The organism is Chromatiales bacterium (assembly GCA_014323925.1).
Lineage (GTDB): Bacteria > Pseudomonadota > Gammaproteobacteria > Poriferisulfidales > Oxydemutatoraceae > SP5GCR1.
The window spans coordinates 11,918-38,552 of record JACONC010000013.1; the positions used below are offsets into that span (position 1 = coordinate 11,918).

The window sequence follows — 26,635 nt, forward strand, 5'->3', positions numbered from 1 at the left end:
CTTACAACGGTGATTCATGACAGAACACGCTATTAAAGTCTTACCATCTCAACTAATTAATCAAATTGCTGCCGGCGAGGTGATAGAACGACCGGTGTCTATCGTTAAGGAATTGGTGGAGAACAGTTTGGATGCCAATGCTGATCAAATCACAATCAAAATAGAACACGGCGGCTTTAAGTCTATAGAGGTCAGTGATAACGGCGACGGTATTGCCGCTGATCAACTGCGGTTGGCATTGTCGCGGCATGCGACCAGTAAAATTTCCAGTTTTGAGGACTTAACAGCTATCACCCAATTCGGGTTCAGAGGAGAGGCGCTGCCTAGCATCGCATCGGTTTCGCACTTGACACTAAGCTCGCAAGTCTCCAGCGAAGAATCGGGTAACCAAATCGTAGTAGATGGGGGTGATGCCACAGTCGGCGAGGTAGTGCCTACCGCCCGCCGTCCGGGCACAACGGTGACAGTCAACGATTTATTCTTCAATGTGCCAGCAAGGCGTAAATTTCTCAAAACTGAACGCACTGAGTTTTCACATATACAACAATTTTTATACCGCATTGCACTGGCTCGCTTCGATGTAGAGTTTATACTCGTACATAATGCGAAGACCGTATTCCATTTTTCTCGCGCCCAGCATCAGACTGATCAGCTAGTGCGGTTACAAAAAATACTCGGCAAAGCTTTTGCCGAACAGAATGTACACTTCTCCGAAAAGATCGATAGTATCGCAGTCTGTGGTTGGCTTGGTTTGCCGACTATCTCTCGCAGCCAGCCCGATATGCAGTATTGCTATGTTAACGGACGGGTGGTGCGGGATAAGACGATTAGCCATGCGGTGCGCCAAGCGTATAACGATGTGCTGTACCAAGAGCGACACCCTTGTTATATTTTGTATTTGGATATCGCCGCCGAGAAGGTCGATGTTAATGTGCATCCAGCGAAGCATGAAGTGCGCTTTCATGATCAAAGATTAGTCCACGATTTCATCCATATTGCAGTCAAACGAGCACTCGCAGAGTTATCGCCGGAGAACACGACCAACTTGGCTGAGCATCAGCGGCAACTGCAAAATGACCGACCTGATTATAAAATTCCACCCACCGCCGCGCAGCCACATTTAAATTTATCTGCAGCTAATCGTAGCAGTGGAGCAATGAGCAGAGATTTTTATAGACAAGTCGCCGAGCATGTTTCACCACCTGTTGAACCAGACCGCAGTCAAGGTGCGGATAAAACAGCCGCTGAATATCCGCTACCGCCGTTGGGTGAGGCAATTTGTCAGGTGCACGGTATTTATATCGTTGCGCAAAATGCCAAGGGACTGGTTTTAGTAGATATGCACGCTGCACACGAGCGCATTACTTACGAGCGTCTCAAAGTGGCGTACCGCGCGCAAAGCGTCCCTTCGCAGCCGTTGTTAGTGCCAGAAACATTGGAGGTGAGCGAGAAAGAAGCCGATCTATGCGAGCACTATGCGCAAACTTTAGCCGAAGTCGGTTTTGGTGTAGAACGCATCGGTTTAGCGAAGTTAAGGATCAGAAGGGTACCGTCGCTACTAAAAAATACTGATTACGGCCAATTATTATCAGATGTGTTAGCCGATTTTATTGAACACGGCACATCACAGCGCATAGAAAGCAATATCAACGAAGTATTATCTACTATGGCGTGTCATGGGTCGGTGCGTGCTAACCGAAAATTGTCCGTTGACGAGATGAATGTGATATTGCGGGATATAGAATCAACTGAACGCAGTGGGCAGTGTAATCACGGTCGCCCGACCTGGCTGCAATTTAGCATAGAGCAGTTAGATAAGCTATTCAAAAGAGGTCAATAAATACCGTATCTGTGACCATGCCGAACCGCGCACGCGATGAACTGATTTGCTTGCTGGGTCCTACAGCCAGTGCCAAGAGTGCGGTTGCGATTGCTATCGCGCAAAAGTTGGAAGTAGAAATTGTCAGCGTAGACTCGGTGTTGATTTATAGGGGTATGGACATAGGCACAGCGAAACCCAACGCACAAATCCGCAGACTTATACCCCACCATCTAATAGACATAGTAGAACCTAACGAGTATTATTCGGCGGCACGATTTAGAACCGACGCACTACAGGCGATAGCACAAATACGACAGCGACGGCATATTCCGCTATTGGTCGGTGGCACGATGTTTTATTTCAATGCATTAGCCTATGGTTTATCACCTATGCCGAGTAGCAACGCGGCTAAGCGTAGCGAGCTTATAAAGAGATATAAGACGACTGAGAATCTATACCGTGCATTGCAGAGCATAGATCCTATAACTGCGGCGGCAATACATCCACACGACAAACAACGGGTACTGAGGGCACTAGGTGTATGCCTAGAGGGTAGGCAGACGATGAGTCACTACCGGACTATGGCGCCGCGAACTGCTTTGACGGTGCCGATACGCTATATTGTGCTTGATTTCGACGATCGTAGTCGCTTGCATCAACGCATAGAACGACGCCTTAACGACATGCTCAAACTAGGTTTATTGGACGAAGTCGCCGGGCTTATGCTAAGAGCTGATTTTGATATCCACAGCCCGGCAATGCGAGCGATTGCATATCGCCAAGCTCAGCATTATCTAATCGGACATTATAGTTATTCCGAAATGGTGCAATTGGTATTAGCTGCCAGTCGTCAATTTGCTAAACGGCAACTAAGCTGGATACGCAGGATGCCGATCACTGCTCGCTATGCGGTTGACACGATAACAGTTGAGCGGCTTGCCGACCAAATTATCAACAACCATCTGCACTAGCGCTACGGTTAGTTCGCTAACATTGCTACGCGTATCGTCGATACGACGGTGGCATGCCACGCAGGTTTTCATAGCCAATGCTATATCGAGGCGCCTCTGCAGTTTTGTATAATACTCTTCCGTCAAAATCCTTGAATGCAACGCTTGAATGCCGAACGCCCTATAATAACCCCAATGAGTAAAGATAATACGATACGCTTAAAACCGCTCTATATTCGTCGTCTTAACGAGCATAACTATCAAATAGATAATGCACAGATTGATGTGATTGAACGATTGCAGTTGATATTGGATAGATTAATGGCAACACCATCTAAGAGAAGCTGGATAAGTCGGTTGACTACTAAAAACCATCATTCTACTGATAAAACTGCATCCAAAGGAGGTCTTTATTTGTGGGGAGGGGTCGGTAGAGGCAAGACCTACATTATTGATTTTTTTTACGAAGTGTTGCCTATAGAGAAAAAACTAAGGCTTCATTACTATGAATTTATGCAACAAGTACATAACGCGCTAAAGGCAGTTGCGAACCATAAAGACCCGCTGAAAATAGTCGCTGCACAGCTAGCGCTTCGCACCCGAGTATTATTCTTGGACGAGTTTTTTGTATCTGACATCACCGATGCAATGATACTGTACGGGTTGCTTGCAGCACTATTTGAATATCAAGTAGTGATAATCACGACATCCAATTTTGCTCCTAAGGAACTTTATAAAGACGGCTTGCAGCGACAACGGTTTTTGCCGGCGATAACTCTAATAGAACAATGCACTGATGTCGTAGAACTGCCGCCAGGCGTTGATTACCGAACGCAACATCTAAAAGATTCCGGCAGCTATCATTCGCCGTGTAACCGCCAATCGCAGACGCTAATGAAACAATGCTTTACCAAGCTCGCCACTGGAAATATTAACAGTGGCGGTAGCATAAGCATCAACGACCGTACTATCGAAGCGATCATGCACACCCCCAATGTTGTATGGTTTGATTTTAAGGAGATTTGCCAAACTCCGCGCTCAGTAGCCGACTATATCAGTATTGCACGTCTCTACCACACTGTACTAATATCCAAGGTTCCTGTATTCAACAACCGCGACGATGCTGCTCGTCGCTTTATACAACTGATAGACGAGTTCTATGATAAGAATGTAATACTTGTACTGTCAGCTGCTACACCAGCTAATCGACTTTATGAAGCAGGGCGCTTAGAGTTTGAGTTTAACAGAACCACTAGTCGACTACTTGAAATGCAGAGCCGGACCTATTGGTCTAAAGCGCGTTTAAGCTAGAGGATTTAACTGATTGTGCAGTAGTAAAAACGACATGTGCTGGTATAAAAACATGCGCTGGTATAACACCAGCGATGCGGGCGATGTATATCTATAAGAAAGGCAGAGAGCTTCCTACGGTTTGACAGGCTCTTACGGCGCATTCTCAGTGCCGTTCTTTAATCTCTTCAAGTTCTTTACAATCTATGCATTGGTCGGTTGTCGGTCGCGCTTGTAATCTGTGCACTCCTATCTCAGCCCCACAGGAAATGCAAAATCCGTATGTGCGTTGGTCTATTTTGATGAGTGCTTCGTCTATTTTCTGTAGCAGTTTTCTCTCGCGATCGCGTTCTTTGAGTTGCAGAGTGAATTCTTCCTCTTGGTTTGCTTGATCTATGGTATCTGCGTAGGTGGTAGAGTCGCTTTGTATATAGTCGGCTGTACGATTAGCTTCTTTTATCAGTTCCATCCTACGCGCCATCAGGAGTTCGCGAAAATATGCCAAATGCTGAGGATTCATATATTTTTTGCTTCGCCCTAAACCGACTTTTTTTGCTTTCTTCTTAACGACTTGTTTGGCAACTGCTTTTTTCTTTACGACCTTCTTTTTAAGATAACTTCTAGCAGATCTTTCAGCAGAACTTTTAGCAATACTTCTTTTGGGTGCAGCAGGTTTTTTCTTCGCTGCCAGTCTTTTAGCGGTATGCTTTTTGGTAGCAACCTTCTTATTTGCAGTTTTCTTTTTAGCAGCACTTTTAGCAATACTTCTTTTGGGTGCAGCAGGTTTTTTCTTTGTGGCTAGTTTTTTAGCGGTATGCTTTTTGGTAGCAACCTTCTTATTTGCAGTCTTCTTTTTAGCAGAACTTTTTGCAATACTTCTTTTAGGCGCAGCAGGTTTTTTCTTCGTTGCCAGTTTTTTAGCGGTATGCTTTTTAGCGACAACCTTCTTGGTTGCAGTTTTCTTTTTAACCGAACTTTTTGCTCTAGTGGAATGTTTTTTCTTAACCACTTTTGTCACCATAGTCTTATACCTTGTTCGTTTATAGTATTCAATCAACGGAAGGGATTATTTTCAGCCCTGCCATTCTACGATAAGGCGAGCATTGTAACACATCCGTTTATTTATCCTGTTAGCAAAGTCGGAATGTCCTATTTTCCCCCGTTTATTTATCTGCTTCTGTTTCGCTAAGATTTTCGGTTGCCAGTGGCTGTATATCAAGCGATTTTGTTTTGTATTCAAAGTGGCGAGGCTGTAGTTTAGGCATTTGCTTCTTGGCTTTAATAGACAGCCTGGTAAACCGCTCGACCTTGCCTTCTAAGCCTTGCTGACCGGAGATAGCGGTGACCGCATCGTTATAATGATTACTGGCGGTATTGAGTGTCTTCCCCAGTCGCTGTATGCGTTCGGCGACGGTGCATACTGAGTTATAAATATCACCGGCTTTATCGCCGATCTCGCGTGCTTCACGGTTGCCTTGTTCAAGCATCCATAAATTAGCAACCACTCGCAGTATTGGTATCAATGTCGTATGCGACACCAAAATGATATTTTTGCTATAGCCGTAGTGGTATAGGTCTTTGCTCCATTTCAGCGCTTCTATATAAGCCGATTCTATGGGCATAAACATCAATACATAGTTAGGGCTGTTGATGCCGATAGAATCGGTGTAGTCTTTGGCAGCCAGATCGTCTATATGCTTTTTAATCGCCTTGATGTGTTCGTTCATTGCCATAGTCCGCTCGCTTTCGTCGTTGGCAGCAACCGCTTTATCGTAAGCAATTAGCGAGACTTTGCTGTCAATGACGATGTGTTGTTTATTGGGTAGCAAAACCAAATAGTCGATGAATTTTTGTTTGCCTTGTGCGTCCTTAAATGCTGCTTGTTTTTTATAATGATCGTCTTTGACCAAACCACTGATCTCTAGAGTGCGCTCCAACTGAGCCTCACCCCAAGCACCGCGTTGCTGTGCGTCACCCTTCAGTGCAGAACTTAAATTGTCAGCATCGGCGCCCATTTTCATGCCGACTTCCATGATTTTCTTTATTTCCACTTCCAAGCTGGTATGTCCTTTAATAGTCTCGCTATGCACCTCGTTGACACGTCTTTGAAACTGCGTAATTTGATCCTGCAGAGGTTTAACCAGTGCGCCGATGCCTGCTTTGTTTTGTTCGTGCAGCGCTTTTTGACGCTGTTCAAAAATCTCTTCAGATAACACTTTGAATTCGTTTTTCAGTTCGGATTTTTGTTTGTCAAACTGCTCTTCCATTGCGCGTAGTTTGTCTTGCTCGGCGGTGAGTCTAGTTTGTTGTTCGCGATGATTCAGTTCTAGTGCACTCAACTCCTTGCGTAGCTGATCGCAATCTGACTCGGATTTTTGCAACTGTTCGGTTCTTTCAGTTAGATTATTTTCCAGTGCCACTTTCTCTGCTTTTAAGGTCGCGATCTCCTCGTTGGCACGGTGATCCACTGATAGCGGCGACTTGTTGCCGTGCGATTTAGATTGTATATAGAGATAACCGACTAATGCCGCAACGATAACTAACAATAATATGACGATAATTTCTATGTTCATGGTCTGGTATAATAGCTTCCTCGTAGGCGGGTAATTCTACATTATTAGTGTATAAAAGTCCTCATGCGGAACCGCTCCGCTTCTACTAGGGACAGACAGCTTTTTATACGGGATCAATTTATTATGGAACAAGTCAGTTTATGGCAGCGCATCAAAGGATGGTTATTCCATTTCTTTCCGCATCATTTAATCTCGCGTTTGATGTTAATGCTCAGTCGCTTAGAGATACCGCTTGCATACTACGCAATACGACTGTTCGTGCGCGTATTCAAAGTCAATCTAGCCGAAGCCGAAACCGATAACCTACGCGACTATCCCAGTTTTAATGCCTTTTTCACGCGCGCCCTTAAACCCGAAGTGCGTCCGATAGCGGTTGCCTCTAATATCGTCGTCTCACCTTGCGACGGCTATGTTATGCAAATAGGGAAAATAGCCGAAGGGCGCATTATACAAGCCAAAAACCACGACTATAGCGTCGCCGAGTTATTGACGCCCAGGGTGAGTGATGCCTTTGCGGCAGGTGTTTTCTGCACTATTTACCTAGGTCCCAGTCATTATCATCGCGTACATGCCCCACTGACCAGCCAGTTAAGGGCAATGATCCATGTCCCCGGCCGTCTGTTCAGTGTTGCGCCGTATGCTACCCGAGTGATACCGCGTCTTTATACCAAGAACGAACGCGTTATCTCCGTCTTTGATACCGAACACGGCACCGCCGCCGTGGTCATGGTCGGCGCAGTCAATGTCTCTGCTATAGAGACGGTATGGCACGGATTAGTCAGTCCTGCTACGCACGCATTGAGCTATCACCGCTACGGAGCCGATAATTCAGCACAACCAACGGTCGCATTGAACAAAGGCGATGAGATGGGCCGTTTCAATATCGGCTCAACCGTGATATTGCTCATCAACAACGAAAACATAAACTGGAACCCGCTACACCATCCTGGTTCCTCAGTGCAAATGGGTTGCGAGTTGGCATCTATAATATAGAATAGGATTTGCTATGCCACTACTTGATTTCAAAGGAAAATCTATCATTTATACGCACCACCTCAGCGTACCTTTTAAGGCATTGAAAGTGGATGAGAAAAAATCTATGCCGCCTAAAAATAGCAAGGGCAAAAAACAAGAACCATCTTTGGACGATAACCTCATCATCAACGGAGATAATCTCCACGCCTTAAAATCCCTGCTACCCCGCTACGCCGGCAAAATCAAATGCATCTACATAGACCCACCGTATAACACTGGCAACGAAGGATGGAAATACAACGATAATGTTAACGACCCGCTATTAACAGAATGGTTGAAAAACGAAGTCGGTGTTGACGACCTGGAAAGGCACGATAAATGGCTGTGCATGATGTGGCCTAGGCTGCAGTTACTAAAGGAACTGCTGAGTGAAGATGGCGTTATTTTTGTGAGTATTGGTTCAGATGAGATTCACAATCTGATCAATATGCTAAATGAAATTTTTCAAACTGAAAAACCATTAGCTACATTTATTTGGAAAAAAAGAAGTGGAGTTAACGACTCTAAAAATTTTATCTCAGAAGATCACGATTATATTATCTGTTATAGCAAAACAGAGAAATTTGTTTTAAGGGGCATAAAAAAAGATTTTCATAATTATGACAATCCAGATAATGATCCAAGAGGCCCCTGGACTAAAGGTGATTTAACTTGCAATAAAACAAAAGAGGAGAGACCCAATCTTTTTTACACTATAAAAGATCCTAAAACAGGTAATAGATATAAATGCAATCCAGATAGAGTATGGGGAACTGATAAAAAAGGAATGGAAAAGCTTATTTCTCAAAATAAAGTTATTTTTCCTTTGAAAAAAGGGGGAGCTCCGGGATATAAAAGACATCTGTCTGAAGTTCGCTCTGACAGAAAACCCATATCGACGCTTATAGAGCAGGTAAATAAAAACAGTAGCATCGATGAATTAAATGAACCTACCATAATGCAGACCCACATGAATAATCAAGCAACTGAAGAAATTAGTTCTATATTTGGCAGGAAAATATTTGATTATCCAAAACCTAAAAAATTAATTGAAGATTTAATTTTTCAGTCTACCAATCAAGATGATACCATTTTAGATTCTTTTGCAGGTTCCGGCACAACGGCACACGCAGTGCTTGCGCTCAATAAAGAAGACGGTGGCAACCGTAAATTCATTCTCGTGGAATGCGAACAATACGCTAACACAATCACTGCAGAGCGGGTGCGCCGAGTTATCAAAGGGGTGCCTCAAGCAAAAGACGAAAATCTTAAGAACGGCTTGGGTGGTTCGTTCACTTATTGCACTTTAGGCGAGGAGATTAGCAAGGAAAATCTGTTACAGCGTAAGTCATTGCCCAGCTATGACACGCTTGCTAAATATGTGTTTTATACCGCCACTGGTCAATCACTCAGAAGTCTCACCCAGCGCGATGATTTTTATATAGCGAAACTAAACGATGGTACCGCATTTTTTGTTATCTACCAACCCAAATCAAAGTTTCTTAGAAGCAACGACTCAGCATTAAACCTGGACCGAAAAAAAGCAGTACAAAAGATAATGAAGCGCAGAGGATGTAGCAAGGCAGTGGTGTTTGCGACCGCTTGTTTTTGCTCGCAAAAAGAACTCTCAAAAGCGAACATTAGCTTTAGCCGATTACCTTTCGCGATCTACAAAATTGTGCGCTAACCATGCAACTAAAAGAATATCAAGAACTTGTTTTAGACAAACTAGGCGATTACTTAAAGATACTCAAACAGGAATATAGTGAAGAAAAAGAAACCGTAGAGTTTCATCGCAGCAGAGAGCGCAATAAAGAAATAGCGGAGTATTGTGGTGAAGCATGGGAAAAATTCAACGAAGCAGAGAATCCTTCAAAATATATAGAAAAAAAAGATGGTTTAGGTAACCCGATTCCTAATATCTGTATAAAGGTACCTACCGGTGGCGGTAAAACATTACTAGGTGTCTGCGCAGTGGAGAGAATCAACGCCGATTATTTTTTGAGAAATACTGGACTAGTTTTATGGATTGTTCCCAGCGAGGCGATTTATACACAAACCGTAAAAAACTTCAAGGACAAAGCACATCCTTATCGGCAATTTTTTGAACGCGCGGCAGCTGGCAGAGTCAAAATCCTGCAGAAAACTGATGCATTTACTCAGCAAGATATTCAAGCGTATCTCTGTGTGATGGTAATTATGTTGCAGTCGGCTAATAGGGAGACTAGAGAGTCTTTGCGGGTTTTCAAAGACTCAGGAAATTTTATCGGCTTCTTCCCGCAACCTGATGAACACGAAGCCAATGCGCGTTTGCTAGCCCATACCACTAATCTAGATTGTTATGAAAATAAGGACAATGAAGCAAAATTGGGAGGAGGTCGGCAAAGGATGGTGAAGCATAGCTTGGGTAATGCCGTGAGACTCTCTCGCCCGCTGGTTATTTTGGATGAAGGGCATCGTGCTTATTCGCAGTTAGCTAGAAAAACACTGAGCGACCTAAACCCGCGTTTCATATTGGAACTTTCAGCAACACCCAACACGGAAAAACTGATGAGCAATGTATTGGTGAGCATTCCTGGGCTTAAATTAAAAGAAGAGGAAATGATCAAGTTACCTATTAATGTCATTAACTCCAAGCGAGTGGATTGGAAAAAAACCTTAAGCGATGCTTACAAGCAATTAACAGCACTGGACCAAGACTGTCGGCAATATTATCAAAATAGCAAACGATATATCCGACCAATTATGTTAATTCAAGTGGAGAGAACTGGCAAAGAGCAACGCGATGGCAATCATCTACATACCGAAGATGTTAAGGAATATCTAATGCAACTGGGTGTGTTAGAAGACGCAATTAAGGTGAAAACCGCGCAAAAAAATGAACTCAAAGACGAAAGCCTCTTGAGCGACACCTCGCAAGTAAAATTTATTATCACCAAACAAGCCCTCCAAGAGGGTTGGGACTGTCCCTTTGCATATGTTTTGACGATTCTATCCAATGCCCAATCGCGAATGGCATTGACACAACTCATCGGTAGAATTCTAAGACAGCCTTATGCTCAGCGTACCCCGATAGACTCCTTAAACGAGAGTTATGTCTATTGTTGCAACCCGGCAGTGAAAGATATAGTGGACGGTATCAAAAAAGGCTTGCAACGAGAAGGCATGGATGACTTAACCGACAATATTAGCGTGAGAGGAGATAGCGAATTAATATTGCAAGCAGTACCCCGAAGACGTGGTTTTAAGAAGACCAAAATTTTATTACCCAAAGTTCTTCATATAAATAAAAATAAAAAACCGTGGAGAGACATTTGCTACGAAAGTGATATATTGCAGCATGTTGATTTTTCTAAAATGTCGTATCGCAAAAAAGATACGCTTACGGTAGATGATATAGACAAACTTCAGGTCGACTACATCACAGCAGATTTTGCCCGAGATAACGGCAAATTCGGTATTTCTTCTGCGACGGCGACGAAAACTGCCCCTATTACGATGGATTTTGCTTATATGGTGCAGCGGCTCTCCGATACCGTGCCAAACCCATGGCAAGCTGCGAGAATACTAGAGGAAGTTATCACAGCGATGCAGGCTAGAGGTATATCTGCCAAGCAGATTGATTTGAATCGTGGCGCGTTGCTGGATGCGATAGAGACTGATATCAAAGACCAGACAGAGAAAGCATCGGAGAAAATTTTCCGTAACAAACTGGAAAGAGGTGATATTTGTTTTAACATTTTTAAGGACTCTGTTCATGATAACTGGGGGATGCCAACCGAAATTGAATACCATGTTTCAGATGATGATAAAGTTTTGAATAGAGAAAATAACACACCTCTGCAATTATCCCTTTTTGAACGCACTTACGAGAGACATTACAATGCCTTTGAGAAAAAAGTGGCTTGGTATATGGACAAGCAACAGGCTATTAAGTGGTGGCACCGGATGGTTGCCAAGCAGGAATATTATCTGCAAGGGTGGCAGAAAAGAAAAGTGTATCCCGATTTTTTAGCTTTTGTGGATACGAACGGTAGTGGCAGAGTCTCTATTATAGAAACCAAAGGTGATCATTTGAAGGGCAACGACGATACCAAATATAAAGAGGATCTATTTGAGTTGCTGAAAAACAGCGCTAATAATACGATGCATGTCGGTAAGCTAGAAACTGCCTCTGCCGGCGAGACCCGTATCGTGTTTGATATTTTGATGGAAAAAAATTGGCAAACTGAACTTAACGATATTTTGCGAACAACCTCAGATTAGACACAATCATATTATAAAAGGATGCCTGTTATTCTATTCTCGTTAGCCGAAATTTTTGCAATACCGTATTGCGTAGCAGACCTAGCAAACCATGATACTCTGAGGCGATAATGTTTAGCGGAATTGTCGAGATGGTTGCGAAATTGTCGTCAAGCGATGCGTCGCGTAGTCCGCGTAGACTTTGTTTTGATACCCAAGTTGATCTGCGGCAGCGGCTCTCTATAGGACAGAGCGTTGCTGTGGATGGTGTGTGTTTGACTGTGGTCGAGATAGATTCGCAGCACTTTTGTGTAGAAGCCTCAGAGCAGACTTTATCGTGCACGACATTAAAAGAATTAGCGATAGGCGATGCGGTCAATCTAGAACCTGCGTTGGCAGCGAGCGGCTGTTTTGATGGTCATTTGGTCAGCGGTCATATAGATGGGGTCGGTACGATTATCCGTATAGTGGATGAAAATCACACTCAGTGGTGGCACATAGAGGTTGCCGAGGATATGATTAAATACATCGCACCAAAGGGTTCGGTGTGTGTCAACGGTACGAGCTTGGTGTCGCATAAAGTTGTTGATAATGTTTTTTATGTTAATCTTATCCCACATACTCTAAAGGTGACGAGTTTTGCCGATAAAAAAGTTGGCGACCATGTCAATATAGAAGTCGATTTAATAGCGCGCTATATAGAACGATTATTGGAGGTGCGGACCGAGCGACAAAAATGATTGATAGCATTCGTACAGATAAAAAAGATTCTAATATCAAGTTGCGTTTTGTCAGCGTTATTTTATTTATCGTGTTTTTATATCTGCAGGCATCGCTGTGGGGAAACCACGGTTTATTGGAATACTGGACTTTGAGTCGTTCTAACCAGCAGGAAAAGATCAACAACGAAGAATTGAAAGAACGCAATCAGATATTGAAAAACGAACTTGCTGACTTAAAGCGCAATGGTGGTCTACTTGAAGAACTCGCACGCGAGAATTTAGGTATGGTTAAACCGGGCGAAACTTTTTTCAAAGTCATACAAAATCATACCGACCAGGATGCATCACAGTGACCGCGTGTTGGGGCATCGTCCCGGCAGCCGGCAGCGGTCAGCGTATGAACGAAGCGCAACCCAAACAATATCTGAAAATAGCAAACCATTCCCTGATTGAGCATAGTATTGCGCCTCTGTTGCAATGCCCGACCATCGCAGCTATCTTTATTGCCTTAGATACCGATGATGTGCATTGGCAAAATATATCGCTCAAGGATAATCCTCGTATAAAGACTTGCTTGGGCGGGGCCAACCGCGCCCAATCAGTGTATAACGCGTTGATGCATATCAAAGCCGACGCTGAAGATTGGGTGTTGGTGCACGATGCAGTCAGACCTTGTTTGCAAAGCGATGATTTGGAATACCTGATCCAATCAACTTGGGACGATGCGGTCGGCGCGATATTGGCTATACCAATAAACGATTCAATCAAGCGCGTGCGACGAGGTGCAAACGACCGTCTCTGTGTAGTTGAGACTTTGCCGCGCAATGATCTCTGGATGCGCGCAGCGACGCCGCAGATGTTTCGTTATCAACTGCTGTGCGAGGCACTTGCGCAGGCTTTAAGCGATGCAATAGAAGTCGACGACGAGGCATTGGCAATGCAACGCCTGGGTCACGAGGTTAAGATTGTGGCTGGGGATTACCGCAATATCAAAGTTACTTATCCGGCAGACATGGTAAATGCCCGCCGCTATTTAAGTGATATAAAACGATGAAATGTAATATGAGAATAGGGTGCGGTTTTGATGTGCATGCTTTTGGCAAGGGCGATCATGTTTGTATCGGCAGTATCAAAATCCCCTTTGATTACGGCGTGCAAGCACATTCCGACGGCGATGTATTGCTACACGCACTGTGTGATGCGTTGCTGGGTGCCGTAGCATTGGGCGACATCGGGCAACATTTCCCAGATAACGATAATCGTTTCAAAGACATAGCTAGCCGCCACTTGCTCGACCGTGTTTGTCGTATGGTGGCCGACCACGGCTATCAAATCGTCAATGTTGATGCCACAGTAATAGCCCAAGCTCCTAGCTTATCACCGTTCATCCCGAAAATTAGGCAGTCGGTCGCCGAGATGTTGTGTATACCCGAAGATGGCGTCAATATTAAGGCGACGACTACCGAAGCAATGGGTTTTATAGGTCGTCGCGAAGGCATAGCTGCACAGTGTGTGGCATTGGTTGAAAAGATATGACTGAAGAAACGATAGAATTAGTCAACTCAAGTATCGCTGCGCTGTCTGAGGACGGCAGCGTTGCCAATAAGATTGTCGACTTTAAGGTGCGTAGCGGGCAACAAAAAATGGCCACCGCAGTTGCCGAAGCGATTATCCAACAGAGTGATTTGATTGTTGAAGCTGGCACTGGCATTGGTAAAACTTTTGCCTATTTAGTACCCGCGTTGTTGTCTGGCAAGCGCACCATCGTATCTACCGCAACGCGCCATCTACAAGACCAGATTTATTTTAGAGACTTACCTACGGTCATAGGCGCACTAGATGTTAAGCGCGAGACGGCATTGCTCAAGGGACGGGCAAACTATCTATGCGTGGAACGGCTGAAGCGTGCAACCCAGCAGAGCACTTTAGATAGCGGGCTTGCAGATAAAATTCATCTAGTAGAGCGATGGTCATACCAGAGTGACGACGGTGATATTAGTTTAATGCCGCACATCGCCGAAGATGACTCGCTGTGGCCATTGTTGACTTCAACGGTAGATAATTGCCTGAGAAAAAAATGTGAGCACTACGACAGTTGCTATGTCTTTGATGCGCGCCAAAAAGCTGCCGATGCCGATTTAGTGGTCGTCAACCACGCATTATTAATGGCCGATATGACTCTCAAAGAAGAGGGCTTTGCAGACCTGTTGCCAGAAGCAGAATTGATTATCGTTGACGAGGCACATCGGCTGAAAGATTTTGCTGAACAAAGTTTCACCGAGAGCTTTAATAGTCGCATGTTTGTCGATCTATTGAATGAAATAGGCAGCTTGCTGAAGGAAGAGAAAAAACAACCGGTGCACATAGCCGAACAAATCTGTTTATGCAATGATAGCATCGCAAAATTAACGGCTTTAATGCGCGGCTTGCACGAGCGTGCACCAATAGAAACTTTACGGACGCATCGTTCTTTTAACGAGCACTATAGTCAGTTTGCCGAACAAAGCAACCATCTCGCCGCTATGCTAAAACCTTATAAGACGATATCCGAACAATGGGAAAACTGCATACAACGACTGAAAAATATCCTTGATTTTATAGCATTGATCTTTGCGGATACTGATAAAAGCGATGCTAACCAACCTGCCGCTATCGCTTGGTTTCAATGCTACCAACATTCTTTTCAAATCCATTTAAGTCCGATAGATGTTTCCGCTTTATTGATAGAAAAGAGCAAGCAATACGATACCACTTGGGTATATGCTTCAGCGACGCTTTCGGTCGACGGTGATTTTTCGTATTTTTTACCCAATGTCGCAAACGACGATAAAGCATGTAAATCTTATGACAGCCCCTTTGATTATCAATCACAAGTTGCACTTTATCTGCCGAACGATATACCGCATCCTCAACACCAAGATTATACTCGCCGCTTGATTAATGGGATTCTCCCGCTACTTTCAATGTCCGAAGGTCGCACCTTTTTGTTGTTTACCAGTTATCGAGCATTGCACGAGGCGGAAGCATTACTTGATGAGACAACCGACTATACTTTGTTGGTGCAAAACCAGGCTACTAAATCGGAGTTGATAGAGCGCTTTACCCGAGAACACAAAGCGGTATTGCTCGGCACCAGCGGATTTTGGAGCGGGGTAGATGTCAAAGGTGATGCATTGCGGTGTGTGGTCATAGATCGTTTGCCTTTTGCACCACCCTCGGATCCGCTTATGCAGGCTCGAAAAATTTTTTATGAAAACTGCGATCGTGATTTTTTTAGAGAGTATGTTTTGCCGGAAGCGGTTATTGCATTGCGGCAGGGCGTGGGGCGCTTAATCCGTAGCGAAAGCGACTGTGGGGTCATCGTAATAGGTGATCCGCGTCTGCGGCAAAAAGGTTATGGGCATATTTTCATGCGTAGCCTGCCGGCTATGAAACACTGTAAAGATATTGCATCTCTAGCAGCCTACTTGAAATGACTGGTGAGTCTCGCGCAACTAATATCTTGGCGGTTGATACCGCAACCGAAGCCTGTTCTGTGGCACTCTCTAGCCGAGCAAAGATATATCAGCGTTTTGCAGTCGCACCGCGGCGTCATCATAGTTTGATTTTTGAGATGTGCCAGGCGGTTTTGAACGATGCTAATATAAACATTGCCGAGCTTGATGGTTTGGTTTACGGGCGCGGGCCGGGGTCTTTTACTGGTGTGCGCATCGCCGCATCTTTGGTGCAGGGCTTGGCGTATGTTCATGCTATACCGGTGGTCGCAGTATCCGATTTGCAGGCGGTTGCACTGCAAGCCGTAGAGCAAAGCGATGAGACTCAGGTGCTGGTTGCGATGGATGCCCGTATGAGAGAGATCTACTACGGCTATTATCAAAAAGATGGCGATTTGGTTAAAGCAATAGGTGATGAGGGTGTTGTAGCTGCAGATAAACTGATAGTGCCGATCACTTTTAACGGTATAGGAGCAGGTACTGCTTGGCCGCTTTATCAAACAGAACTAAAGAAAGTATTCGCTGAGCGATTAAAAAAATGGTATGCACCGACCTTGCCTACAGCCGCCACCTTGCTACGCCTGGCAATGCCACAGTTTGCGGCAAATGCCACACTATCGGCAACCGATGCATTACCAGTTTATCTGCGTCATCCAGTATCCGAAAGTTAGATATAAAAACATCTGCTCTATACCAGCTACTGCGTTTAACGATGTCATTTGAATATCTTGGTCGGTTTAATTTTCATCGACCGCATCAAGGATTAGGTTTTCAAACCTCAGTACAACGCTTCGCTGCTTCATTGCCTTGCGTGTCCCAAAAGATATGGCATCGTAAAAATATTTTCATATCTTCTGTATAGTGCCTGTAAATGTGTTAAAATTGCTCGCATAATATTAAATCATCTAAATCTAAGGAATGTAGCACATGCTTGCTATCTATAAAATAATAATAAATGCAGTAGATATGAATGCAATATCGAAGTTTCTGATGACACCTTTTTTACTTGTGTTGTTAATAATGTTGTGGCAACCTGTGGCTGCTCAACAAGCTCCGTTGTTAAGTAATGTGAATCTGTCGGATAATCAAGGGGACCCCATAGAGTTATCTCAAGAGACAACGACGAGCTATAAAGCAGAGGTGCCGAACGCGGTAGCGCAAGTACAAGTGATGCTAACGGCGGCCGACCCTAATGCAACTATCACAGTAGATAATGAGGTAATAGAGAGTGGTAGAGAAAGTCAGTTCATTATATTAGCTGAGAGTGGAGTTACCACAATTACGATAGTAGTGACTGCTGAAGACGCGATGAATATCTATACGATAGCAGTGAGCCGAGCGGCGAGTAGTGATGCGAGCTTAAGTAGTTTATTGCTAACACAAAGTAATGGCACACTGATTCTACTGGCTGAAACTTTTGCCCCAGAAACGACTACCTATACAGCAAGTGTCAAGAACATGATAGCGCAAGTGCGCGTGATGCCGATGGCGTCTGATTTGAATGCAACTATCACAGTGGATGGCAGAAATGTGTTTAGTTTTAACGAAAGTCAACCCATTGAATTAGCTGAAGGTGAAGTCACCACGATTACAATCGTAGTGACTGCCCAAGCCGGCAACACAAATACTTACACGATAGCAGTGAGCCGTCAAGCAGCACCGCTGAGCAGTGATGCGACTTTGAGTGCTTTGACACTAACGGATAGAGTGAATGGAACTTCGGTCGTAGGAGATATAGATTCTTTTAGTCCAGATAAACTTCAATACTCTGCGCGAGTGCTATATATAGTGTCAACGGTTACAGTGACGGTGTCGGCAACTGATATTGAGAATGCGGAGATTAGAGTCAACGGTGCGATAGTGGCGAGTGGCGCAGATATTGCTGTGCCATTGGCTGAAGCAGGAGCTTCTACGGATATAGAGATAGTCGTGACTGCGCAGGATAGAGAGACTGATAATACCTATACAGTAACGGTCTATCGTGTTCTGCCACCGTTGCCGCGCTCGGATGCGACACTATTTGATTTAGAATTGGTGGGGAATGGCGAAACCATAGACTTCGACTTCGATAGCATGGTGTCGACTTATACAGTGAGTGTAGCTCATACAGTAGATACTATAGAAGTGATCCCGACGGCAAATGATAGTTTTGCAGCAACGATTGAGGTCAATGGTATTAGTGTTGAGAGAGGCGATTCAACAGAGGTGCCGCTTGGAGATGTCGGTCAATCTACTGACATAGTCGTGATAGTCACCGCAGGCGATGGTGTAACGATGGCGAGTTATACAGTGACTGTGACCCGAGAATTAAGCAACGATGCCAGCTTGAGTGCTTTAATGCTAACCGATACTGAGGATAATACGATTACATTGATGCCTGCTTTTGCATCAATGATGAATAACTACACTGCAGAGGTAGCAAACACGGTAGCGCAAGTGCGAGTGACACCAGTAGCTACTGAAGGCACTATGTCAATGATTAGTATAGGTAATGAAACTGTAGCGAGTAGTGCTTCAATTAGTGTTGATTTAGGAGCAACCGGCACGACTACGGATATAGAGATAGTCGTAACTGCTCCGAATGGAATGACAATGAATACCTATACGATAGAAGTGAATCGTGCTGTGCCACCAGCGTTAGATGATACGACACTGGTTGGTTTAGCGTTAGTGGAGAATGGTGAACCAATAGCTTTAGATTTTGATAGCATGGTGTCGACTTATACAGTGAGTGTAGCCCATACAGTAGATAATCTAGAAGTGACCCCGACGGCAAACAATAGTAGTGCAACGATTGTAATCAATGGTACTGATGCTACTAGCGGCGAATCAACAGATGTGATGCTAGGAGATCCCGGTCAATCTACTGATATAGTTGTGATAGTCACTGCAGCCGATGGTATGACGATGGCGAGTTATACAGTGACTGTGAATCGAGCATTAAGCAACGATGCCAGCTTGAGTGCTTTAATGCTAACTGATACTGAGGATCACACGATTCCATTGATGCCTACTTTTGCATCAGAGGAGACTAACTACACTGCGAGTGTGGGAGCAACGGTGGCTGAAGTGCGAGTGACACCAGTAGCGACCGGCACGATCGCAACGATTATGGTGGAGGTGGCAGAGGTTCAGACACAGGTAGAGAGTGGCAGTCCAAGCAATCCCATTCCATTAGTCGCAGGTGAAGTGACGACGATTACGATAGAAGTGACTGCCCAAGCCGGCAACACAAATACTTACACGATAGCAGTGAACCGTTTAGCGGCACCGCCGAGTAGTGATGCGAGTTTAAGTGGCTTGACGGTGTCGGCAGGTACATTAAGCCCAGACTTTAATAGCGATACGCAGGATTACACAGTTGAGGTTGCTAATGCGACAGCAACGATAACAGTGACGCCGACGGCAACTAATGTCAATGCAACTATCACAGTAGATGATGAGGCAGTAGTGAGTGGTAGCGCAAGTAGTGCCATTGAATTAGCCGAAGGTGAAGTCACTACGATTACAATCGTGGTGACCGCCCAAGATGGCACCACAAATACTTACACGATAGCAGTGAACCGAGCGCCGAGTAGTGATGCAACCTTAAGTGGATTGACGATATCGGCAGGCACATTAATGCCAACCTTTATGAGCGATACACTGTCCTACACAGTTGAGGTTGCCAATGCGACACCAACGATAACAGTGACGCCTGTGCCGACTAATCCCAATGCAACTATCACGGTTAATGGTGGCAGTGCAAGTGATCCCATTTCATTAGCCGCAGGTGAAGTCACAACGATTACGGTCGTAGTGACTGCTCAAGATGACAACACGATGGAGACCTACACGATAGCCGTGACCCGTCTAGCGCCGCCGCCGAGCAGCGATGCGAGCTTAAGCGCATTGGAGGTATCGGCAGGCACATTAATGCCGCCTTTTATGAGCGATACACTGTCCTATACAGTTGAGGTTGCCAATGCGACACCAACGATAACAGTGACGCCAACGGCGAGCGACGCTAATGTGATAGAAATCATGGTAAATGGTGAGAGAGTAGGTAGTGGCAATGCAAGTCAGTTCATTGACTTAGCCGAAGGTGATGTCACTGAGATTACGATTGTAGTGACCGCCCAAGACAGCACGACAAACACCTACACGATAGCAGTGGCCAGAGGTGGGTTACTGCCTTCTTGTACGCAGACTATACCAGATACTGATGACGACGGTGTGTTAGCGGTTCTGGATATAGATAAAGATGGTGATGGTCTGATAGAACTGTGCGATTTAGAGGGTTTGAATGCGATACGCTATCAGCTGGACGGTAGTGGCTATCGAGCAAATAGCACCGCAACCCTGATAATGACAGGATGTCCTAGTGACGGTGACGGATGTCGTGGCTACGAATTGGTTCGCAGTTTAGACTTTGATGATGCTCGTAGTTATGGCAGTGGGCGCATTAATACCGCATGGACGAAGGGTACAGGATGGCTGCCGATAGGCAGTCAAGATCAGCCATTCAATGCAATATTTGAAGGCAACGACAATACGATATCTAATCTAATGATAGATAGACCTGCTGATAATAGGATAGGTTTATTCGGTGAAATAGACACTAATTCTCAGATTAGTAATATTGGTTTGTTAGATGTAAATATTATGGGAAACGCTTGGGTAGGCGGTTTAGTCGGTAACAATGAGGGTAGTATAACGAACAGCTATGCGATGGGTGATGTGGCAGGGATTAGGTTTTATGTAGGCGGTTTAGTCGGTAACAATGAGGGTAGTATAACGAACAGCTATACGGTGGGTAGTGTGACAGGCAATGAAGTTGTAGGCGGTTTAGCCGGCTTCAATCAGGGTGGCAGTATAACGAACAGCTATGCGGCGAGTGATGTAACCGGACAGGAGCCTCAGGCAGGTGGCTTAGTCGGCCAAAATGATGGTGGTAGTAGGATAACGAACAGCTATGCGACGGGTGATGTGAAAGGTGAGAGCATTTTAGGCGGTTTAGTTGGCTACAATCAAGGTAGAGTAATGAACAGCTATGCGACGGGTGATGTGGAGGGAGTTCTAAGTTTAGGCGGTTTAGTTGGCGTGAACGATAATAGTATAACGAACAGCTATGCGGCGGGTGATGTGACAGGCGAGAGCAATGTAGGCGATCTAGTCGGCTCAAATCGAGATGGTACTATAACGAACAGTAGCCCTCAAAGTACTAAGGCACTGCAGGCACCTACTACGGCAACTGGTATATATAGCGGATGGAGTACTGCCGACTGGGATTTCGGTAGTGCATTGCAATATCCAAGAATTAGATATGCAACAGGTTCCGATCCCAACAACCCGGCCTGTGGCATTGCTGGGCAACCTAGTTGTGGCGTTTTATTGCCTAACCAAATTCCTATCAGTAGCGATGCCAGCTTAAGTGCATTGGTGATATCAGCAGGCACCCTAAACCCAACCTTTGCGAGCAATGAGATGGCTTACAGTGTGTCAGTTGTCAATTCCACGCAAACGATAACGGTGACGCCGTCGAGCGATGCCAATGCGATTGAAATCACGGTAAATGATGGAATAGTAGTTAGTGGCAGTCCAAGTAATGCCATTCCATTAGTCGCAGGTGATGTCACCACGATTACGATAGAAGTGACAGCACAGGATAGAACAACGAATACCTATGTGGTGACAGTGAACCGAGATCCGAGTAGTGATGCGAGCTTAAGCGCATTGGAGGTATCGGAAGGCTCATTAATGCCAGTCTTTATGAGCGATACACTGTCCTACACAGTGGGCGTTGCCAATGCGACGCAAACGATAACAGTGACGCCTGTGACGACTAATCCCAATGCAACTATCACAGTGGACGGTCGTGATGCAAGCGAGTCTATTGATTTAACCGAAGGTGATGTCACCACGATTACGGTCGTAGTGACTGCCCAAGATGACAACACGATGGAGGCCTACACGATAGCAGTGACCCGTCTAGCACCGCCGCTGAGCAGCGATGCGAGCTTAAGCGCATTGATGGTATCGGCAGGCACATTAATGCCAACCTTTATGGGTGACACACTGTCCTACACAGTTGAAGTCGCCAATGTGACACCAACGATAACAGTGACGCCAACGGCGAGCGACGCTAATGTGATAGAAATCACGGTAAATGGTGAGAGAGTAGGTAGTGGCAATGCAAGCCAGTCCATTGCCCTAACCGAAGGTGATACCACTGAGATTACGATTGTAGTGACCGCCCAAGATAGCACGACAAATACTTATACGATAGCCGTGACCCGAGGATTACTACCTTCTTGTACGCAGACCATACCAGATACTGATGACGACGGTGTGTCAGCGGTTCTGGATATAGATAAAGATGGTGATGGTCTGATAGAGCTGTGCGATTTAGAGGGATTGGATGCGATACGCCATCAGCTGGACGGTAGTGGCTATCGAGCAACTAGCACCGCAACCCTGATAACGACAGGATGTCCTAGTGACGATGACGGCTGTCATGGCTACGAATTGGTTCGGAGTTTAGATTTTGATGATGCTGGCAGTTATGGCAGTGGGCGCATTGATACAGCATGGACGACGAGTACAGGATGGCTACCAATAGGCAGTCAAGATCAGCCATTCGGTGCGATATTTGAAGGCAACGACCAGACGATATCTAACCTAACGATAGATAGACCTGATGAGGATCATATAGGTTTATTCGGTTATACAGGCACTAGTTCTATGATTAGCAATATTGGTCTGTTAGATGTATTTATCAGAGGAAACGATCAGGTAGGCGGCTTAGTCGGCCACAATGGCCAGGGTAGAATAACGAACAGCTACGCGGCAGGTGCTGTGACAGGCGAGAACATTATAGGCGGTTTAGTCGGCTTAAATTTTGGTAGCATAACGAACAGCTATGCGACGGGTGAGGTGACTGGGAATAGTGGTTCGGTAGGTGGTTTAGTCGGTCGGAATTTGAGTAGTATAACGAACAGCTATGCGAGAGGTGATGTGAGAGGGCAGGATACTCTAGGCGGTTTAGTCGGCTGGAATCGTGGTGTTATTACGAACAGCTATGCGACAGGTGCTGTGACAGGTGAGATTCATGTAGGCGGTTTAGCCGGTTCAAATTGGAGTAGTATAACGAACAGCTATGCGACCGGTGATGTGACTGGAAACCAACGGGTAGGCGGTTTAGTCGGCACCAGTGAAAGCGAAGAAAGGGATAGTATTATAACGAACAGCTATGCGACGGGTGATGTGGATGGGAGCCGTCTGGTAGGCGGTTTAGTCGGCATCAATGCTGCGGGTTACACAGATCAGGGTGTCAATTTTCAGAGTAGTATAACGAACAGCTATGCGACGGGTGATGTGACTGGGGTTCAACGGGTAGGCGGTTTAGTCGGCTTCAATGAGGGTGGCAGCTTTATAACGAACAGCTATGCGACGGGTGATGTGACAGGCGAGAGCAATGTAGACGATTTAGTCGGCTTAAATGAAAGTGATATTATAAACAGTAGCCCTCAAAGTACTGAGGCACTGCAGGCACCTACTACGGCAACCGGCATATATAGCGGATGGAGTACTGCCGACTGGGATTTTGGTAATTCATTGCAATATCCAACGCTTAAATATGCGATCGGTCCCGATGAAAACAACCCGGCTTGTGACACTGCTGGGCAACCTAACTGTGGCGCTTTATTGCCTAACCAAATTCCCATCAGTAGCGATGCCAGCTTAAGCGCATTGGTAATATCAGCAGGTACCCTAAACCCAGCCTTTGCGAGCAATCAGGTGGCTTACAGCGTGTCAGTGGCTAATACGACAACCACAGTAACGGTGACACCATCGAGCGACGCCAATGCGATTGAAATCACGGTAAATGGTCAGACAGTAGGTAGTGGCACTTCAAGTAGCGCCATAGCATTAACCGAAGGTGATTTCACCGCAATTACGATTATAGTGACCGCCCAAGACAGCACGACAAACACTTATACGATAGCTGTGGGCCGGGGATTGAGCAACGATGCGAGCTTAAGCGCATTGGAGGTATCGGCAGGCACATTAATGCCAGCCTTTATGAGCGATACACTGTCCTATACAGTGAGCGTAGCCAATGCGACACCAACGATAATAGTGACGCCTGTGACGACTAATCTCAATGCAACTATCACGGTAGATGATGCAGATGTGATTAGTGGTATGGGCAGTGCTCCCATTCAATTAATCGAAGGTGAAGTCACCACGATTACGGTCGTAGTGACCGCCCAAGATGACAACACGATGGAGACCTACACGATAGCAGTGACCCGTCTAGCGCTGCCGCTGAGCAGCGATGCGAGCTTAAGAGATTTAACGGTATCGGCAGGCACATTAATACCAGCCTTTATGAGCGATACACTGTCCTATACAGTTGAGGTTGCTAATGCGATAGACACGATAACGGTGATCCCGACAGCGACTAATGCCAATACAACTATTACGGTGAATGATGAAACAGTAGGTAGTGGCAGTACAAGTAATGCCATTTCATTAATTGAGGGAGGTATAACAACGATAAGAGTAGAAGTTACCGCCCAAGACAGCACGACAAACACTTATACGATAGCCGTGAGCCGAGAGCTTGATCCAAGCTCAACTATACTCCCCTCTTGTACGCAGACCATACCAGATGTTGATAACGACGGTGTGTCGGCAGCTCTGGATATAGATAAAGATGGTGATGGTCTGATAGAACTGTGCGATTTAGAGGGCTTGAATGCGATACGCCATCAGCTGGACGGTAGTGGCTATCGAGTAAATAGCACTGCAACCCTGATAACGACAGGATGTCCTAGTGACGGTGACGGCTGTCGTGGCTACGAATTGGTTCAGAGTTTAGATTTTGCAGAGGCTACCAGTTATCGCAATGGGCGCATTGATACCGAATGGACGACAGGTACAGGGTGGCTGCCGATAGGCAGTAGGGATGAGCCATTCAATGCGATATTTGAGGGTAACGGTCATACGATATCTAATCTAATGATAAATAGACCTAGTGATATTGATATAGGTTTATTCGGTGAAACAGCTAACAATTCTCAGATTGCTAATATTGGTCTGTTAGATGTAGATATCACGGGAGATAGTAATGTGGGCGGTTTAGTCGGCGACAGTAGGGGCAGTATAACGAACAGCTATGCGACGGGCGATGTGACAGGCCATAGAGAAGATGTAGGCGGTTTAGTTGGCCAAAATATCGTTGGTAATATAACGAACAGCTATGCGACCGGTGATGTGAGGGGCGTAACACGGACAGGCGGTTTAGTCGGCTTTAATCAAGGCCGTATAACGAACAGCTATGCGACGGGTCGTGTGACTGGGGATTGGGTAGGCGGTTTAGTCGGCGTAAATACTGATGGTGGTAGTATAACGAACAGCTATGCTAGAGGTGATGTGGATGGGAGTGAAAATGTAGGCGGTTTAGTCGGCTTAAATAGTGGTGGTAATATAACGAACAGCTATGCGACCGGTGATGTGACTGGGCAGTATCGAGTAGGCGGTTTAGTCGGCTTAAATAACGGTGGTAGTATAACGAACAGTAGCCCTCAAAGTACTGCGGCACTGCAGGCACCCACTACGGCAACCGGCATATATAGCCAATGGAGTACTGCCAACTGGAATTTCGGTAGTGCATTGCAATATCCAACGCTTAAATATGCAGCAGGTTCTGATCCCAACAACCCGGCATGTGGCACTGCTGGGCAACCTAGTTGTGGCGCTTTATTGCCTAACCAGATTCCTATCAGTAGCGATGCCAGCTTAAGTGCATTGACGGTATCAGCAGGCACCCTAAACCCAGCCTTTGCCAGAAATGAGGTAACCTACAGCGTGTCAGTTGCCAATTCTACGCAAACGATAACAGTGACACCGTCGAGCGACGCCAATGCAACTATTACGGTGGAGACAGCAGAGGTGGAAACACAGACAGTAGAGAGTGGCACTACAAGCACTGCGATTCCATTAGCCGAAGGTGAAGTCACCACGATTACGGTAGTAGTGACCGCCCAAGACGGCACGATAAATACTTATACGATAGCAGTGAGCCGTTTAGCACCGCTGAGTAGTGATGCGAGTTTAAGTGACTTGACGGTGTCGGCAGGCACATTAATGCCAGTCTTTAATAGCACAACACTGAACTATACAGTGTCGGTTGCTAATAACATTGAGGAGCTAACTGTGACGCCAACGGCGTCTGATGATAGTGCAACTATCACAGTGGAGACAGCAGAGGTAGAAACACAGACAGTAGAGAGTGGCACTACAAGCACTGCGATTCCATTAGCCGCAGGTGAAGTCACCATGATTACAATCGTAGTTACTGCCCAAGACGGCACCATGAAGGAGAACTACACGATAGCAGTGCGCCGTTTAGCAGCACCGCTGAGCAATGATGCAAGCTTAAGCGCATTGGAGGTGTCGGCAGGCACATTGAGCCCAGACTTTAATAGGACAACACTGAACTATACAGTGTCGGTTAGAAATGATATTGAGAGGCTAA

General features: G+C 45.5%; 15 protein-coding genes. 13 read left to right on the top strand and 2 right to left on the bottom strand.

Annotated features, from left to right (window positions below):
- Positions 1 to 16: 16 nt before the first annotated feature.
- From mutL to GDA45_06140, 3 genes are all read left to right on the top strand, one after another.
- A complete protein-coding gene (gene mutL / locus GDA45_06130) occupies positions 17 to 1,840 on the top strand; it encodes a DNA mismatch repair endonuclease MutL (protein MBC6414439.1) in 1,824 nt (607 codons plus the stop codon).
- 17 nt (positions 1,841 to 1,857) lie between these two features.
- Positions 1,858 to 2,793, top strand: a complete 936-nt coding sequence (miaA, locus tag GDA45_06135; GenBank protein ID MBC6414440.1) for a tRNA (adenosine(37)-N6)-dimethylallyltransferase MiaA — start codon at positions 1,858 to 1,860, stop codon at positions 2,791 to 2,793.
- A gap of 174 nt (positions 2,794 to 2,967) precedes the next feature.
- Positions 2,968 to 4,083: a cell division protein ZapE gene (locus tag GDA45_06140; GenBank protein MBC6414441.1), complete on the top strand. Its 1,116-nt coding sequence runs from the start codon at positions 2,968 to 2,970 to the stop codon at positions 4,081 to 4,083.
- Positions 4,084 to 4,228: 145 nt separating this feature from the next.
- Here GDA45_06140 and dksA read toward each other — a convergent pair whose 3' ends face one another.
- Both dksA and rmuC read right to left on the bottom strand, forming a co-directional pair.
- Positions 4,229 to 5,083, bottom strand: coding sequence for an RNA polymerase-binding protein DksA (dksA, locus tag GDA45_06145; GenBank protein MBC6414442.1), 855 nt, complete (start codon positions 5,081 to 5,083; stop codon positions 4,229 to 4,231).
- A 142-nt stretch (positions 5,084 to 5,225) separates the two neighbouring features.
- Positions 5,226 to 6,635 carry a DNA recombination protein RmuC gene (gene rmuC, locus GDA45_06150; protein ID MBC6414443.1) on the bottom strand — a complete coding sequence of 470 codons (1,410 nt, stop codon included), beginning with the start codon at positions 6,633 to 6,635 and terminating at the stop codon, positions 5,226 to 5,228.
- A gap of 123 nt (positions 6,636 to 6,758) precedes the next feature.
- On the opposite strand from rmuC, the gene psd reads away from it, so the two are divergent.
- The 10 genes from psd to GDA45_06200 all read left to right on the top strand — a co-directional run.
- Positions 6,759 to 7,628 carry a phosphatidylserine decarboxylase gene (gene psd, locus GDA45_06155; GenBank protein ID MBC6414444.1) on the top strand — a complete coding sequence of 290 codons (870 nt, stop codon included), beginning with the start codon at positions 6,759 to 6,761 and terminating at the stop codon, positions 7,626 to 7,628.
- Positions 7,629 to 7,641: 13 nt separating this feature from the next.
- Positions 7,642 to 9,336, top strand: coding sequence for a site-specific DNA-methyltransferase (locus tag GDA45_06160; GenBank protein ID MBC6414445.1), 1,695 nt, complete (start codon positions 7,642 to 7,644; stop codon positions 9,334 to 9,336).
- 2 nt (positions 9,337 to 9,338) lie between these two features.
- Positions 9,339 to 11,915 carry a DEAD/DEAH box helicase family protein gene (locus GDA45_06165; protein MBC6414446.1) on the top strand — a complete coding sequence of 859 codons (2,577 nt, stop codon included), beginning with the start codon at positions 9,339 to 9,341 and terminating at the stop codon, positions 11,913 to 11,915.
- A gap of 110 nt (positions 11,916 to 12,025) precedes the next feature.
- A complete protein-coding gene (locus GDA45_06170) occupies positions 12,026 to 12,634 on the top strand; it encodes a riboflavin synthase (GenBank protein ID MBC6414447.1) in 609 nt (202 codons plus the stop codon).
- Positions 12,635 to 12,675: 41 nt separating this feature from the next.
- Positions 12,676 to 12,969, top strand: coding sequence for a septum formation initiator family protein (locus GDA45_06175; GenBank protein ID MBC6414448.1), 294 nt, complete (start codon positions 12,676 to 12,678; stop codon positions 12,967 to 12,969).
- Positions 12,966 to 13,670 carry a 2-C-methyl-D-erythritol 4-phosphate cytidylyltransferase gene (gene ispD, locus GDA45_06180; GenBank protein ID MBC6414449.1) on the top strand — a complete coding sequence of 235 codons (705 nt, stop codon included), beginning with the start codon at positions 12,966 to 12,968 and terminating at the stop codon, positions 13,668 to 13,670. The genes GDA45_06175 and ispD overlap by 4 nt, the downstream gene beginning before the upstream one ends.
- An 8-nt stretch (positions 13,671 to 13,678) precedes the next feature.
- Entirely contained in the window at positions 13,679 to 14,152 is a 474-nt protein-coding gene (ispF, locus tag GDA45_06185) for a 2-C-methyl-D-erythritol 2,4-cyclodiphosphate synthase (protein MBC6414450.1), read from the top strand.
- On the top strand, positions 14,149 to 16,092 hold the full coding sequence (locus GDA45_06190; protein ID MBC6414451.1) for an ATP-dependent DNA helicase: 1,944 nt from the start codon (positions 14,149 to 14,151) through the stop codon (positions 16,090 to 16,092). Before ispF ends, GDA45_06190 begins: the two co-directional genes overlap by 4 nt.
- Positions 16,089 to 16,781, top strand: a complete 693-nt coding sequence (gene tsaB / locus GDA45_06195) for a tRNA (adenosine(37)-N6)-threonylcarbamoyltransferase complex dimerization subunit type 1 TsaB (GenBank protein ID MBC6414452.1) — start codon at positions 16,089 to 16,091, stop codon at positions 16,779 to 16,781. Before GDA45_06190 ends, tsaB begins: the two co-directional genes overlap by 4 nt.
- A 319-nt stretch (positions 16,782 to 17,100) precedes the next feature.
- Positions 17,101 to 26,635: cadherin-like beta sandwich domain-containing protein (locus GDA45_06200; GenBank protein ID MBC6414453.1), on the top strand; the 9,535-nt coding region annotated here is incomplete at its 3' end.